The organism is Chryseobacterium sp. SNU WT5 (genome assembly GCF_007362475.1).
Lineage (GTDB): Bacteria > Bacteroidota > Bacteroidia > Flavobacteriales > Weeksellaceae > Kaistella.
This window is the reverse complement of the sequence record NZ_CP041687.1, coordinates 1324091-1338485: the sequence shown is the minus strand read 5'-3', so window position 1 is coordinate 1338485 and position 14395 is coordinate 1324091. Positions and strand designations below refer to the sequence as shown.

Annotated in this window: 24 protein-coding genes and 1 pseudogene; 17 read left to right on the top strand and 8 right to left on the bottom strand. The window is 37.5% G+C overall.

Features of this window, described 5'->3' with window-relative positions; genetic code table 11:
- The first annotated feature begins 11 nt into the window (after positions 1 to 11).
- From FNJ88_RS06435 to FNJ88_RS06390, 12 genes and pseudogenes are all read left to right on the top strand, one after another.
- Positions 12 to 95, top strand: a pseudogene (locus tag FNJ88_RS06435).
- 19 nt (positions 96 to 114) lie between these two features.
- A complete protein-coding gene (locus tag FNJ88_RS06430; protein ID WP_143852401.1) occupies positions 115 to 546 on the top strand; it encodes a hypothetical protein in 432 nt (143 codons plus the stop codon).
- Positions 547 to 550: 4 nt separating this feature from the next.
- Positions 551 to 709, top strand: coding sequence for a hypothetical protein (locus tag FNJ88_RS14290; RefSeq protein ID WP_185145865.1), 159 nt, complete (start codon positions 551 to 553; stop codon positions 707 to 709).
- Between the two features lie 48 nt (positions 710 to 757).
- Entirely contained in the window at positions 758 to 1756 is a 999-nt protein-coding gene (locus FNJ88_RS06425; protein ID WP_143852400.1) for a nucleoid-associated protein, read from the top strand.
- 16 nt (positions 1757 to 1772) lie between these two features.
- Positions 1773 to 2222 carry a hypothetical protein gene (locus tag FNJ88_RS06420; RefSeq protein ID WP_143852399.1) on the top strand — a complete coding sequence of 150 codons (450 nt, stop codon included), beginning with the start codon at positions 1773 to 1775 and terminating at the stop codon, positions 2220 to 2222.
- Complete coding sequence (locus FNJ88_RS06415; RefSeq protein WP_143852398.1) at positions 2219 to 2635, top strand: hypothetical protein; 417 nt, start codon at positions 2219 to 2221, stop codon at positions 2633 to 2635. The genes FNJ88_RS06420 and FNJ88_RS06415 overlap by 4 nt, the downstream gene beginning before the upstream one ends.
- Entirely contained in the window at positions 2635 to 2856 is a 222-nt protein-coding gene (locus FNJ88_RS06410; RefSeq protein WP_143852397.1) for a hypothetical protein, read from the top strand. Before FNJ88_RS06415 ends, FNJ88_RS06410 begins: the two co-directional genes overlap by 1 nt.
- A complete protein-coding gene (locus FNJ88_RS14285; protein WP_185145864.1) occupies positions 2846 to 3004 on the top strand; it encodes a hypothetical protein in 159 nt (52 codons plus the stop codon). The genes FNJ88_RS06410 and FNJ88_RS14285 overlap by 11 nt, the downstream gene beginning before the upstream one ends.
- 2 nt (positions 3005 to 3006) lie before the next feature.
- On the top strand, positions 3007 to 3252 hold the full coding sequence (locus FNJ88_RS06405; protein WP_143852396.1) for a hypothetical protein: 246 nt from the start codon (positions 3007 to 3009) through the stop codon (positions 3250 to 3252).
- A gap of 35 nt (positions 3253 to 3287) precedes the next feature.
- Entirely contained in the window at positions 3288 to 3533 is a 246-nt protein-coding gene (locus FNJ88_RS06400) for a hypothetical protein (RefSeq protein WP_143852395.1), read from the top strand.
- 9 nt (positions 3534 to 3542) lie between these two features.
- On the top strand, positions 3543 to 4151 hold the full coding sequence (locus FNJ88_RS06395; RefSeq protein WP_143852394.1) for a hypothetical protein: 609 nt from the start codon (positions 3543 to 3545) through the stop codon (positions 4149 to 4151).
- A complete protein-coding gene (locus FNJ88_RS06390; protein WP_143852393.1) occupies positions 4148 to 4582 on the top strand; it encodes a hypothetical protein in 435 nt (144 codons plus the stop codon). Before FNJ88_RS06395 ends, FNJ88_RS06390 begins: the two co-directional genes overlap by 4 nt.
- 246 nt (positions 4583 to 4828) lie before the next feature.
- Here the strand turns inward: FNJ88_RS06390 and FNJ88_RS06380 are convergent, their stop codons facing one another.
- From FNJ88_RS06380 to FNJ88_RS06375, 3 genes are read right to left on the bottom strand one after another with little or no spacing between them, the layout of a single operon-like run.
- Positions 4829 to 5284, bottom strand: coding sequence for a hypothetical protein (locus FNJ88_RS06380; protein WP_143852391.1), 456 nt, complete (start codon positions 5282 to 5284; stop codon positions 4829 to 4831).
- Positions 5285 to 5286: 2 nt separating this feature from the next.
- A complete protein-coding gene (locus FNJ88_RS14280) occupies positions 5287 to 5433 on the bottom strand; it encodes a hypothetical protein (RefSeq protein WP_185145863.1) in 147 nt (48 codons plus the stop codon).
- Entirely contained in the window at positions 5430 to 5981 is a 552-nt protein-coding gene (locus FNJ88_RS06375; protein ID WP_143852390.1) for a phage virion morphogenesis protein, read from the bottom strand. The genes FNJ88_RS14280 and FNJ88_RS06375 overlap by 4 nt, the downstream gene beginning before the upstream one ends.
- A 32-nt stretch (positions 5982 to 6013) precedes the next feature.
- Between FNJ88_RS06375 and FNJ88_RS06370 the strand changes: the two genes are divergently transcribed.
- Positions 6014 to 6247, top strand: coding sequence for a hypothetical protein (locus FNJ88_RS06370; RefSeq protein WP_143852389.1), 234 nt, complete (start codon positions 6014 to 6016; stop codon positions 6245 to 6247).
- Here FNJ88_RS06370 and FNJ88_RS06365 read toward each other — a convergent pair.
- The 5 genes from FNJ88_RS06365 to FNJ88_RS06345 form a co-directional block, all read right to left on the bottom strand.
- Positions 6227 to 7519, bottom strand: coding sequence for a phage minor head protein (locus FNJ88_RS06365; RefSeq protein ID WP_143852388.1), 1293 nt, complete (start codon positions 7517 to 7519; stop codon positions 6227 to 6229). The two genes, FNJ88_RS06370 and FNJ88_RS06365, sit on opposite strands and share 21 nt — an antisense overlap.
- A 299-nt stretch (positions 7520 to 7818) precedes the next feature.
- Positions 7819 to 9069 carry a DUF935 family protein gene (locus FNJ88_RS06360; protein ID WP_143852387.1) on the bottom strand — a complete coding sequence of 417 codons (1251 nt, stop codon included), beginning with the start codon at positions 9067 to 9069 and terminating at the stop codon, positions 7819 to 7821.
- A 12-nt stretch (positions 9070 to 9081) separates the two neighbouring features.
- Positions 9082 to 9528 (bottom strand): phage protein Gp36 family protein, encoded by a 447-nt coding sequence (locus tag FNJ88_RS06355; RefSeq protein ID WP_143852386.1) that lies wholly within the window; start codon positions 9526 to 9528, stop codon positions 9082 to 9084.
- A gap of 14 nt (positions 9529 to 9542) precedes the next feature.
- Positions 9543 to 11078, bottom strand: a complete 1536-nt coding sequence (locus FNJ88_RS06350) for a hypothetical protein (protein ID WP_143852385.1) — start codon at positions 11076 to 11078, stop codon at positions 9543 to 9545.
- The gene (locus FNJ88_RS06345) at positions 11078 to 11611 is read right to left on the bottom strand and encodes a hypothetical protein (RefSeq protein WP_143852384.1); all 534 of its coding nucleotides are present in this window, start codon (positions 11609 to 11611) and stop codon (positions 11078 to 11080) included. The genes FNJ88_RS06350 and FNJ88_RS06345 overlap by 1 nt, the downstream gene beginning before the upstream one ends.
- 168 nt (positions 11612 to 11779) lie before the next feature.
- On the opposite strand from FNJ88_RS06345, the gene FNJ88_RS06340 reads away from it, so the two are divergent.
- From FNJ88_RS06340 to FNJ88_RS06325, 4 genes are all read left to right on the top strand, one after another.
- Positions 11780 to 12730 carry an HK97 family phage prohead protease gene (locus FNJ88_RS06340; protein WP_143852383.1) on the top strand — a complete coding sequence of 317 codons (951 nt, stop codon included), beginning with the start codon at positions 11780 to 11782 and terminating at the stop codon, positions 12728 to 12730.
- A gap of 94 nt (positions 12731 to 12824) precedes the next feature.
- Positions 12825 to 13739, top strand: coding sequence for a hypothetical protein (locus FNJ88_RS06335; protein WP_143852382.1), 915 nt, complete (start codon positions 12825 to 12827; stop codon positions 13737 to 13739).
- Between the two features lie 9 nt (positions 13740 to 13748).
- Positions 13749 to 14090 (top strand): hypothetical protein, encoded by a 342-nt coding sequence (locus FNJ88_RS06330; protein ID WP_143852381.1) that lies wholly within the window; start codon positions 13749 to 13751, stop codon positions 14088 to 14090.
- Positions 14083 to 14391, top strand: coding sequence for a hypothetical protein (locus tag FNJ88_RS06325; RefSeq protein WP_143852380.1), 309 nt, complete (start codon positions 14083 to 14085; stop codon positions 14389 to 14391). Before FNJ88_RS06330 ends, FNJ88_RS06325 begins: the two co-directional genes overlap by 8 nt.
- Positions 14392 to 14395: the final 4 nt, after the last annotated feature.

The following is a 14395-nucleotide window of genomic DNA, read 5'->3' as shown; positions in this document are numbered from 1 at the left end:
AAAAGCGGTTTTCCTCCGTAGCTCAGTGGATAGAGCGTTTTACTTGCAAGTGTTAAACGGATTAAAGGTCGCAGGTTCGAATCCTGCCGGAGGAGCAAAAATAAATTTTAAAAAATGAGCACAATTACAAAACCACAAATCCAGCAATTACAAACTATTTGCGCTGGTAAATTCCGAAGCCGTGAAGAGCGTTTAGAATGCTTATCTGATATGATGGGTGTAGAAGTTCTATCCGTAAAAGATTTGAACCAAACCCAAGCTGATGAGTTAATTTACTTTTTCAATACAGGTAAAACGTTAGATCATTCGTCTTGGGCACTTTTTGACCGCAATAACACGCAGCACAAGACCATCCTGTCGCTTTGTCATCAGTTGGGATGGGTACAGGAAGAAAATCCACAGTTTGCAGATCTGCACCGCTTGGGTGGATGGTTGAAATCTGACAAAAGCCCGGTGAAAATGCAGTTGAAAGAGATGAATAAAATCCAATTATCTAAAATCATTTTCGCTATTCAAAACATGCTTAAATCTAATTTTAACAAATAAAACAATGAATATTACAATTTTACTCACTGCGTTGATGATTATATTAATTCCTGTTGGAATTTTAATTCTTCAAAAAGACACTCCAAAACGTTGCAGACTTTTTATGCTGAGTTTTTCGGTACAGATTGCCTGTATTATTTACATTTTTTACACCAATTCTTAAACAAACTGAACTAGAGAAAAGAGAAACAATCAAAAAAAAATCAAAAAAATGAAAATAGCATTACACAAAATCGGAAACAAAGTATCAAATGAAGGCTGTGGCTTTTCTGATACAGAATTAAACATCAGCGATGATAAAAAAGACCTTTTACAGAATTATTTTTTAGGTTCTTTTAAGTCTGAAGAAACCTTCCATTTTTACAGTGACACCTATTTGACGAATAATCTAATTTTTGGGTGTGTATCAGAAATTTTCGAAGATCATCGGAACTTCATAAATAGTTCAAAAAACATTGGAAATATTTTATACAATGCAGCCGAAAATCCAAGGGTCCAAGGTGGTGAATTATTTGTCGTTTATTTTCAAGCCGAAAACGAAAATGAAGTTGATAAAATTGGAATCTTCAAAACGGAAAAAAGAGAACCATTTTTAAAAATTTCACCCAACGAAATAGATCCTATTGAAGTTGATAAAGGTGTGAGTTTAGTGAGAATTGATAAAGCTGCGCTAATTTTCAACCAAGATAAAGAAACAGGTTACGTTCTGCAAGTTGTAGATAATAACAAAAACGGTGATCTGTATTATTGGTTTGAAGATTTTCTGAAGGTGAAGCAGAGACAAGATGAATATTACCATACGCAGGAAACCTTATCAGTTTACAAACAGTTTATCACTAAACAACTACCACAAGAGTTCGAAATTACCAAAGCGGATCAAGCCGAGTTCCTTAATAAGTCTATTGAATTTTTTAAAGAAAAAGAAAAATTTGATTACGATGAATTCACCAATGAAGTTTTGCAAGATGAAACAGTAATTGAAAGTTTCAGCAACTTTAAATCTGATTACGAACAGGAAATGCAGGTTTCAGTCTCGGAAGCCTTTGATATCAATCCATCAGCCGTAAAAAAACAAAGTCGCGGTTTCAAAAGCATTATTAAACTGGATAAAAACTTTAGTATTTATGTTCATGGCGACCGCAAACTTATTGACCAGGGTACCGACGAAATTGGTAAGTATTATAAACTGTATTTCGAAGACGAAAAGTAAAGTCCAATATTAAATCATGACTACCGAACAACTTCTATTAAAACTCAAACACCGTTTCCGCGATTACTTCTTTCCGGATGCGTACGGTGTGAGTGGTTCGTTGGTCGGTATGGATGATTTAATCGAAGAGTTTACCGAAAATAATTACTTTATGAAAATAGAATTTAGAATAGACCGCCAAAAAGTTATTGCACTTAATCAGGTGATGGGTGGTTATGACTCGGTAGAGTTTCACACGCTCAGCAAAGCGCAAAAAAGAACTTTTGCCATGCGCCTGGAACTTCGTCACCTGTTCATCAAAAAAACACTTTCAGCACCCGAAAACAAAGATTTTAAAATGAAACTTCCGTTTTATCTCGCTGAAGAATTGTTGGATATTTTAATTGAATACTGTGCAGTGGATGACAGAACGTATCTAACAGGTCTCGACAAATTAAAAAACGATTTACACCAATTACTACTATGAGAACATTTATCGCGAAACATTTTAAAACAGGTCTTAAACTGACTTTTAAATACGATTTAAACGGACTTTTAAGAGTATTGGAGTATGAAGGTGATTGGGATGCTGGGAAAATTGAAAGGGTAACCGCCAACATTACCAGTACTACCGAGGCCATGCTCGAAAAGATTAAAAACCAAGACCTGAGTTCATCGTGGATCTTCGCCGAACTTTCAGATGTGAGCTTCGCGAATTTCTATAAAAACTATCCCCGAAAGGTAGGACCCAAAGAACTCACAGAAAAAAGTTGGAACAAATTGGGAAATGTAGATAAAATGGAAGCAATCCTGTTTATCCCGGAACTCATCAAACTGAAAAGCGATGGAACCGCGTTCCCTTATCCCGCTGCTTACTTAAATAAAAAATATTGGAAATAATGAAAGTTAAAAAATTAAAAGAGCTTTTAGAAAGACTCGAAATGGAATACACTGATAGTGACAGTTGGGATGTATTAATAAATTTTGAAAATGGTTTCGCAATGATTAAACCGGATGCAATTTACGAAGGATCGGCCTGGAACATCGTAATTGATTGCGATTACCAACCAGAGGAAATTGTAGAAGAAATAACAATTAAACCTGTTTTAAATGAAAATTAAAATGTTTACCGATTCAATCACGAATGAATTGGAAGTAAAGGTTAATGCCTGGATCTCAGATCACGAAAAAATATATAAAATATTGGATGTCACTTTTAAAACTACTGAGAAAAAAGTGGTGGTAATGATTAAATATCAAAGACATTAAATATGAAAATTAACGACCACGAATACAGCAAAGAAGAGGTTTTGGCCGCTTTGAAAAAGAAAGGATATTTGATATTGAAACACACCTTTCACGATGAAGAGCACGTGCACGGCAGCCGATTTATTAAACACCACTACACCACAGAATGCGCCTTGAAAGGTAGAGATCTACCAGAAGAAAGCAACCAGTGGCAGAAAGTGGCAGAAAATGAATTTCAACAAATTAACGTAAAACCGCCACTTGTATAGTGAGCGGTTTTTTTTATTAACTTTACAAAAAAAAGATGATAGGAGTTACTTTTCAGGTACCGGATTTGAATTTTACAACAAGCACCATTCCGATGCAATTAATACCACAAATTGGACACCAAATATTTTTAGGAGATTTTATAACTGAAGAGGAGGAAAACAAAATATGTTCGGAAAATAAAAACCCGAATATAGATTCTTTAATCGTCAAAAATGTTGCTTGGTTAAGAAGTCCAAGGCATAAAGAGATATATGTGCTTATTACTTTATTTAATGATTAAGGTTGAAAAATGGGGTTCTTTAGTTTTTTCAGAAAAAAGGCACAGCCTATTAAATCTAAAAACGATCATCACATTGTTTATGAAGTTAACTTAAATGATGAAGGCATTCAAAAAATAAATGAAGAATTAGAAAATGAGTATTTGAATCGATGGATAGGTAAAAACATCATTGAAGGTTCTAGCGATGATGGTCACATTATCTATAAAACAAATAGAGTTAACAGCGTAGAAAGAAATGAAATAGGATTTTATGGATTAAAGCACTATTCCTCCGATGGAAATTATTGCGCTGTAAATCTGGACGATGATATTGAATATAATTTAGCACTTGTTGATGTTGCAAATCAAAAAATATTATTCAAGAAAAAGTTAGTTAGGCCAAAACGATGCTTAGTAACGAGTTCCGGTGTTTTGATTTGTGAAGATTGGGGCGATAATAAAAATAAAAGCAACTTCATTTACATTTATGATAAAAATGGAATTGAGTTATTGAAAAAAGTGCATCGCTACTTTTTAGGTGATATATTCCAGTTAAGTGATAATGAATCTGTATTTAATTATGAGTTAAATTTGACTCATCAAAAATTTAAAATTAATTTAAAAGAATTAACAGAATGAAAAAACTATTACTCATCTTCCTTTTCATTTCTGCGTTCGCGTTTGGACAGGAGAAAACGCTATATAAAGCCGTTTCGTACGATAATCTGATAGAACTCTATAATCAGAAGTTAAAGGTAAATAATGAAGATCTGACAGGTAATATTGAGCGATGCAAATATATTATTGAAACTGCCAAACAAGAGAATGATGACAATACAGAACAGGCATTCACTCTGTTTTTAAAAGGACTGCAGGAAGCGAAATTTACAACAGATAAAAATCTGCCTTTTATTTCTGTGTACCAGGATCCAACTTCTTACAATTTTTACGATTCCCAAAATAAATTTGTCGGCAGGGTTTACAAAGAAAAATTCGAGGAACAAATCGCTATAAATGGCGACAATACAGAAACTTACATGAGTAATTATTTTTACTTAAGTCAGGATTAAATTTTGTTAAATGGAATATACTTCCATATATTTGCGAGACTGATCGCTACATGGGCAAAATTCTACAACGCAATACCTTACTTCGTTACAGACTCATACGAGATCTGTATTTGCTGCATAAAACTGAGGACATCGCTGATACCGTTGTCCTCAGAAATTATATTTACCCCTTGTACCCAATCAGCAGAACAACGCTCAACACTATTCTAAGTACGCCAATTGATAAATTGATTGCAGAAAAGAACGCTAGCAATTGTGCAAGCCAACTGAGTAAACCACTCTGATTTCCTGCACGCCGTCATCCCGACGAACTGAGCTCATTCCCGTTCTGATCATTTTGCCACAATTAACTGCAGGGTTCCAACCGTGCAGAACCTCGTGCGCTTTCCTTACGATTTCCCAAATTTCCCACGCTTTATCTTTTTGCAATGCCGGTGCTCTATAACTGGAATTTGTTAATTTCAATTTTGCAAAAGTAAGTTCTATACTCACGGTTGCTTCCTGCCGGTTCATAGGTTGTGCGCTTACGGCGGTTCCTAAATTGCTATAATTAGCACTAGTTAAGGTAATCAAAGAGCATGGCCATTGTACGGGAATTTCTGGACCATACAGATCCAGTTGTCCCCAATTCTCATCAATGTATTTCAGATCTGTTACCTCAGTTCCTAATTTATCCTGGATAGATTTTAATATCGATTCCATATTTACAAAGTTTTGGTTTCCGACTGAACGGAAGTGATGATATTTCTGTTCGGAATTTTACACGTATTGTGAAAATCACGCAAACGATGAATGCACGCCAATGGAAATCTAAGCACGTCGATTCCAATAATAAAAATAATTGTTTTCATGGTTTTAAATGGTATAAAATGATATCGTTTAATTCTTTCAGGTGATCATCGACCACGCCCGAAATGATTTCTCTAATTTTAGGATGCGCCCCAATCACTCTTCTTTCCGGTATTTTTATTTTGTTACCGATTGGCATTAATGCCAGGGCTTTAAATTGTTGCGCTTCGATGCTTAAAGCAGTGTTTCTTTTGGTTTTGGCAGCCGCTTTGGTTTTGATGCTGTACGAGATCCCACCAGATGCCTGATAATACATTGCCCAGAAATAACTCTTCATTTTTTTTGTGACCGTAATCTCACCGCCTTCATTGTGGATAGAAGCGTACGGCATTGAATTGCTGAAGGCTATTTTTGAACCGTCGATTTTCGCCTGATAACCACGGCGCAAATTGTTGGTTCTAGCCATCATGGATCCGCGCCGATTGATCAGCGTATTGGTTGGCCATTTCTTCTCAAAAAACGCCTTTCTTTCAAAATTGCGGTCGAACTCATCTTTCAGCTCGATCCTAACATCATTGATGATATTTTTATGAAGTTGATCTAAATTCATTGCTTATTTGATAATTATTGTAACTTTGCTAAATGGAAAATAGTTCCACATATAAAAACCTTGATCTCCGTAAAGTAACGATGTACGACATCGCAGAACTTTTTACGGATCAACCGCCATTGCTTATCAGTCCAGATGACGAATTGTCCGATGAGAACATTCGTATTCTTGGTCTTGTATCCTACGCTGATTATTATAAATTAACCGATCTTAAAGAAAAGCTTCAGAAACTTTTCAAGGATGAATTACTTTCTTTCAATTCTTAGTTTGGTATTCGCTTTCAATAATTCAACAAATTTTTCATTATCATAAATTTTTGCGTACTTGATTAATGACTCAATTACCGAATCTTTAATATCGTATTTGCTATTATTTTTCACTGCAGCAACTAATCCCCTCATCTGTTCCGTGTATTTATCCTCTACCAAAGTAGTTTTCACATCGCTAACCACTTTTTTAGGGTCAGATTCTGACCATTTAATCAACAGGTCATAGTTGACAACCATTTTATTATAAGCGGTATTGGAGCGATGGTTCTGCAGTTCCTCATTCTCTAATTTTCCACCCAGTTTTTTCATGAATTCCGGAAGCGTTTTTCTGGCAACAAATTCATTGGCCAATTCCATCGTTTTCGTTTGGTCTTTTGTTGAATACATGTTTCCCGGCTTGTTGGCGTTATGCCATATTTCATGATGAAGAGTTGATAATGCACGTTCCTGATCTAAAGTGGTTGGTTTACCGCTCTTAATGTTATTGATTCCGCCGATGGAAAGTTCTGTGATCTGCGAAGTCAAAGCAATCATTCCGTTCATGTCGGTAAAACCGTTTAGTTTTTTAGATCGAGTTATTTTAATTTCTTTGAAACCTCTTGCAAACAGTTCCTTGTTATCCTTAGCAAAACCTTCGAAGTGGTTTTTTAAATCTTTAACCGTTTTCAATGGTTGATCATCGATTATCTTTTTCACTTCATCTGCACCCTTCAATTTATTGTACGGATGTTTCGGTGGAAATACTTTTTGTTGAGCTCCCGGATTAAAGCGAAAAATCTCACTTCTGTTTTTCCCGTCTGCACCGATTTTGGTGGTTGCTCTGTCGCCGGCTTCATTTGCTTTCACCGAATCCGAAACCTCGAACTTTGTTTTTCTCACTTCAACTGCAGTACATCTGCAACGCCATCCATTGGGCGGATAATAAGACATCCAAAACGAATCATCACTAGGTAAAGTGATATCCTGTAAAGCAGCATGATCTGCACGAACGCGATCATCGTTCGCAGTTCTGTACTGTAGATTATACCGACCGTCTTGGTCGATTGCAGCCCAATTGGCAGCACTTTGAGAACTAGATACTGCAAATTGATGTTCTGCCTGCAGGTAATCTTGATTGTACCGGGAATTAACCTGGTTAAAATCTTTTGCGAATGCATCAAAACTGCGCACCTTTCCATCTTCCATCAAAAACGATGACGCTTCCAAAAGTTGAGCATGCGTACGTAAACCCGAAAATATGAAAGTATCGTTCTGTAGTTTTTCCAGCATTTGAGACGGGACATCGTTGTCCGTAATCGCATAATTTAAAACCTTGTTGGTTTCGTCAATGAGTTTTTTGTACGGTTTATCGTTGATATCTTCCGGGCTGTAACTTCCTTTTTCGTGCAGATGTTTAAAAGCGTTTTCAGCGGCTTTTAAAACAGTTTTAAATTGAGGTTCATCCGACTTTGCAGCAAGGTTGATTTTTTGACAACTTTCACAACTGCAATCGTACAGCGAACTTAATCTCGTATGAAGACCGTTGAAATATATTTTAGAACTGACAGGTAACGGTTGGTTGCCAGCTCTTAAGTGAAAAAATAATCTGCAGCGTTTAAATTTGTTCCAGGAATAGGTACCGCATTTTGTTTTACGCCGGTAACTTCAATGCCGAATTTATCTTTGATCCATTCAGGATCTACATCAAAAAAAGCAAGAGCCTGCACGGTGCGGTCCCATAAAGTTTGAAGATCTTCGGAAATTTCCCAGTTGAACACATAATCAGCGGGCACCGCTCCAATTCGTGCGAGTGCCGGCATTACTTTGGAGTTCATATACATTTCAACCAAAGCCATATCCGCCATAACCAACTTAGTCAATAGTTTTTGAGACGTTTCCTCTTTACTGTTGCTTCCGTGCTTCGTGTCCTGACCGACAATGGCACCCGAAATCAATAAGGAATTTTGATTGTCTGAAAAAGTCATCAAATTACTGTAAACGTCCCCGTTAGTATTGACGCCTTTTGCCCATTCAAACTCTTCTGTCGTATCAATAATAAACCAAGCCGCCGAACCCATGTCCTGCATCATTTTTTTACCGCGCGATACTGCTGCCGGATCTGAGGCATCGGTCTTGTAAACTCTTGGAGGTATTCCGTAAATTTCACACAATTCAGACCAGCAGGATTGTGCAAATCTTTTAAACAAAGCATGTGGAACCGCTTTATTTAAAAGTCCTTTTTCGCCCGGTTTCCCGAATTCTAAAATCCAAGTTCCAAACTCTGGAAGTTCGCGATACTTTACGCCTTTGTCTTCATTGTAATCAAAAAGCATCACTCCTGTTTTTGAAAGAACGTTTTGTCGTGGAATCAAATCGACTTTTAATTGAGGTTCATTTTGTCCGTCTTTTTTCCAATCAATTTCAATCAAAGAATGACCGTAAAATCTTGAATTAATGATCTGCGTAACGATATCATTGAACAGTTCAGAATTTTGGTAAGTTTCTGTCAATTCCTCATCAATGTCACCGCCTTTTTTTCGAAGATTAAAAGAAGATCCCAACGAATCCTGAATTCTATTTTCTATCTGTGACGTCAAAAGCGCGTCATCTAAAATAGTGGCGTATAAATTATACAACAGATATACAGAAGGACTGTCTGTATTATTAAAACCATTGAGCGCCGTCCGCCATTTTGCAATATCCTGTCGGGTTTGCGTGACGGTTTTATCCACCAACTGGGGATAAAGTTTAGTTCCCACACTATTGGGTGTTGATTTGGCAGTGGTTTTGGCGGCTAACTGTGATCTGTTATTTCGGGCTTTATTGGTAAGTCTTGACATTGGTTATAGTTTTTATTCGTGGTTAAATTTCTCACGGCTGCCGTAAATGAAAGGTTCGGTACCGGCAGAATTGGGGTCGATATCTGGCGTTTGTGGCAGGGTGCTCAGTTTTATTTCACCACGAGCAAATTGCTTTAACCAGGTGATCGCCCGATCATACCTTTCTTTCGCCGTTTCATAAATGATATCAACATTACATAATTCTATGATGTAGAACTTTGCGAGTGTTACCGTCATTCGGACCAGCAAAGAATTTCGTTCAGTTCCTGTTGCTCCCAGAATTAATTCGATATCGTATTTGGTACGTCCGTCGCTCCATTCTACAGCAGTTAAATAACTGCGAACCTCTTCCTCAGCAGCTGCCATTGCCTGAGCCGTGATATCTTCATTGCCTTCCGTAATTTGCTCAATTTGATAGCTGTAAATGGTCGTGCCTAAATCGGCTTTTTGTAAAAACATAGTTTGTATTTTTATTAATATCTGCGACTTTCAACCTGTCCGGACGCGTAAGCCATATCATCTTTTACCACTCGGGTATCGATCATGGTTTTTGCACCTTCAAAAGCATCAGGTCCGTCCATTTCTTTCGACTTTTCGGAAACTCCTAACCACTCATCTTCCATTTCGATCATCATGGGATTTTCCTTTTCTTTTTCATTGAAAATAATATCACCGTTGTCATTATCATCTTTCATATTTTCAAGCCGTTCGAATTTGTCGGCTTTTTTCCGTTTATCCTCCCGAACTGGTAATCTGACATCATGTTCTTTTCGGTATTTTTCCAAAAGCGGTTTGATTACCTGTTGAAAATGCGGGTTCTGAAGACTGTTATTTTCAATAAACATCTTTTTGGTGTCGATGCCGTTTCTGTCGAGATAATTGTAAGCCTGTCCGATCCAGTTAACCATTATAGAATTGGTAACTTTTCCTAACCACACTTTATATCCATAATATCTGCCTTCAAATAAGCCTACAATAACCACAGCTTTAGAACTGCTTTTCTTTTCTGTACTATTTGAGGGTGAAGGATCAACGTAAGTCACTAATTTTTCACATTTCTTCAGCGGTGGACATTTGCCATATAAAAATTGGGTTAAAGTATCACCCTCAGCAGATGGATTATTGTAATATTCTTTTTGTTCGGCTTTTTTAGAAATTTTCCGTTTGCCTTTGGAGTTGTAAAACATGGCATGGATCATTTCCGCCGTATTTTTCGCCCACGTTGGGTTTCCTTTTTTATCTGTAAGGTTTATTTTATCCCAAACATCTGCAAGCTCACCCATGATGGTGATTGTACAGTATTTGTGGATAATGTTTCCGTTGATGATCACCAATAAGGGAACTGAAACTGAACGCGTCGGAATAACCGCCTCTTGGATCCAGTCGGTATCTGCTTTTACCCGGTCTTTATTTCGGCACTTTTCATCGGTATCAAAATCATCGATGATAATTCCGTCCGGACGTGCTGCATCATTTCTGGTACCACGGGGTGATTGTCCGGCACCGAGTGCACGAAAGGAGAAACCAAATTTTGTAGTGAATTCGTGATCTTCCCATTTCCCGACCTGTCTCTGAACGCCGTAATCATTAATGATTCGGTTATTTGACTCCAGAATATTTTTATAGGGCAAAAGCAGACGTTTGGCATTGTCTTCCGTATTGGAGATCATTAACCAAACCTTCTTCTTTTTGGTGAATGACAAATACAAAGCCTCCATCATGGTTCTGGCAGACTTTGCCAGTTCCCGGGACCAGGAACGAACTTCTAACCATTCGGGATTATTTACAATTCTTTTTGTGGCTGCTATGTGGAAAGGTGCAGGTTTGGCGGTGTAATAAGACGGGAAATACCAGGCGAACCATTTTTCGGGATCCGCTTCCAAAGCTTCAATTCTTTTTCTCTTTGCAAGTTGGCTTTCATTTAAGTCCACAGGCGTACTTTTCGCAATGTTATTGCGAAAGGATTCCCATGTTTCCAGATGTCTTTTATCTGTTGTCTTTTTTGCCATTATTGCAATTGTTGGCGGATAAATAGGTCAAAAAACTCACTGAATTTTTGAGCCTGAGCAAAATCAATTTCACGTACAAATTCGCAGAAATCCATTCCAACATTTACAGAGTCACCGATGCTTGTTTCACCTTCTAATTTATTGATGGCATTGGTGATCTTAATAATGGTATCGGCTTCTTTTGAAGTTGGTACGTTGGAAAGAATAATAGGATCGTATTCAGGTTTGGCTTCTGTTGGATTTCCTTCTTTATCAATTTTCACAGGTTTTAACATCGACTGTGTTACTGTCGCCCTGTTTAGAATATCATCATTAAGCCGTGCTAACTGATCATAAAGCATTTTGATCTGCTGTGGCTTCGTGGTGAGTAAAGATTTTTTAAGTTTTTTCCATTCACCATCATTTTCACCGATCCATTTGATCAGTGTTTTTTCAGTTACATCTGCCTTTTCGGCAATTTCTTTCTGCGTTAAATTCTTTTCGGTATATAGAAATTTGGCGTACTCCTTTTGCTCCGTTTTTTTGAGACCCATGCTATTAGTTTGTAGCAAAATTGCCATAATACAAACCAGTTAAAAAAAAACTGTACAGCTTCTGAACACAGTTGCTCAGGTACTGTACAATGTTGCTCAGTTTCTGTACAACTATTTTTTAATGAGAAATTTACGTCTGATGTTTGCGCTTTAAAACCGACAAAACGCATGTCAAAACATAAATTTATACTTAACGATGAAACAAAAGTAAATCAGTTCGGATTCCGGGTTTTGAACCTGGGAATTGATCTGGCGCGTTTCCGTGCGAATCCTGTAATTCTGGATTATCACCAACAAGGAAATGCAGCCGTTATTGGCAGATGGGAAAATATTCAAATAGAAGGAAGCCTGCTCACAGCGGAAGCGGAATTTGATGACGAAGACCCAAACGCTAAAATGATTTCCGGAAAGGTGGAGCGTGGATTTTTACGTGGTTGCAGTTTAGGCCTCAATCCTTTCTCAATGAACAATTTTCAGATTGCACCCGATGAAGTTTACGACCTCGTAAAATCAGAGGTTCTGGAAGCATCGATTGTTGCGATACCGAATAACGCCAACGCTATAAAACTGTATGCAACAACAGAAGACAGTATGAAGGAATTGCAGGAAAGTGAAATTTCCCAAATTCTCTTGACGGCCTCCGACATTTCAAATTTTAATATTAATAATTCCATGAAAAAAATCACCCTTAATTTATCCGCAATTGCCGCATTAGGTTTGCCGGGTAATTCGCTAGAACATGATGAATCAATCGTAAATGAAAAGATCATCAATTTGAAGTCAGAACTTGATGCTGCCAATCTGAAAATTACAGGTTTCCAGGAACTCGAAAACGACAAAAAAGCACAGTTATCAGCAAGTACTGTAAAAGCCGATATCATCGCTGGTAAAATTGATGCGACCAAGGAAGCTGATTATATCAAACTTCACGCAGAATTTCCAAGCATTTACAAATCCACCGTAACTGATGTCCCTGCAAAATCCAACTTAGGAGCACAGGTGAACACCGTACCAGTTGGTGAAGTAAAAGATTTAGAAACCTTCCAAAAATTGGATCTAACGGCTCAGTTGGAATTTAAAAACGGAAATCCCGATCAATACAAAGCCCTTTTTAAATAACATCATTTCTTTCATTTTTTTAAATTTTCCCAACCTTCTTCCTGTGAAGGAGGTTGGTTTTTAAAAGACTAATAACCATTTAAACTACAAAATAATGCCAGCAAATTTTCCAGAAGTATGGAGCTCGCGAGTAATTCAGCTATTGACCACGCAAAACGTGGCACCCTGGTTGGATGGAATTCCAGAACTTGATACAGAAGTTATAGAAGTAGGTTCCGGTTCTGCCGGCGAAACTAATATTATTCATTTACCAGTTGAAACTTTTCAACCAGAAGTGTTGTTGAATAACAGCACTTACCCAATCGCCGTTCAGGAATTTACCGACACTAATGTGATCATTAGTTTAGATAAATACCAAACGAAAGCAACATCATTATCTGATGATCAGATTATGGGTGCATCTTATGCTAGAATTGATTCTGCCACACGTGGACACGTTATTCAAATTAATTCTACCAAGTACAAAAAAGCAATCCACGCACAAGCACCTGCAGCGAACACCACCAAAACACCTGTGATCAAAATGGTTTTTGCTGGTACTGAAACTGGTCCAGAAAAAGCCAACATCCTTTATGAAGCAATGGTTGCGTTAAAAGGCAAATTTGATTCACAAGAAGTTCCGGTAGAAGGGAGACGTTTGGTTTTATCAACTGATCACGAAAATATTTTGTTGTTAGATAGAAATAGATTCGGAAATCGATTGTCTGATATGAATAGCGGAAAAGTTGCACCAAAAATCGCAGGATTTGAAATCTTCTCTTATGTTGCTAATCCAAAATATGCGGTAGCAGGAACTAAGAACGCATTCGGAGCAGTTGGAGTTCCGGCAACTGATTTGGTTGCATCGGTAGCTTTCCATAAAGAAAACGTGGCGAAAAAGACAGGTCTTACAAAGCAGTATTTCTCTAAATCTGCTGATGCACCAACAACGCAAACAAACTTATTGAACTACCGTCATTATTTCATCGCAATGCCTGCGAAAAATGAAATGATCGGCGCAATCATCTAATTCATTGTTGTGAATATAGAGGTACTACTTACGGCTTTAATCGGCGTCTTCACATCATTAGGAACTTGGTTTGCGGCCAGACGGAAAAACCTCGCAGACGTACAAAGCGGTGAGCTGGACAACGTTGAAAAAGCCGTTAAGTTTTACCGTGAACAGCTTGAAGACATCGCGAACAGATGGAAAGCTGCAACAGATGAAGCCAATACAATGAATTCATTGTATCGGCAGGCAATAAAGGATTTGAATTCGATGGAAATCAGATTTAATCAGTTAGCAGATGAGAACAGAGCTCTTATTGAAGAGTTGAAAAAGTACAAACAATTAAACGGAAAAATTATTACCCATGAGTAAAGATACATTCAAAAATCACCCTGACTTACAGGAATATTTCGAAACCAGTGATGGTACAAAATTCTACAAAGAAGATCTGGCTAAAAATCACGCCAGAACATTGGAAGATAAGGCGGTAACTGCGGTTTCGAGACCCGAAGAGGCAGAGGTGAAAAAACCTGCAGCTGAAATTTTAGAATTAATTCCTGATATGGATATTGATGATGCTACAGAATTTCTAATGGCTGAAAACCTTTTGGCTAAACCAAGAAAATCAGTTGTGGAAGCATTGACTGCACATCTTGAAGAACTTCAAAAATAATAGT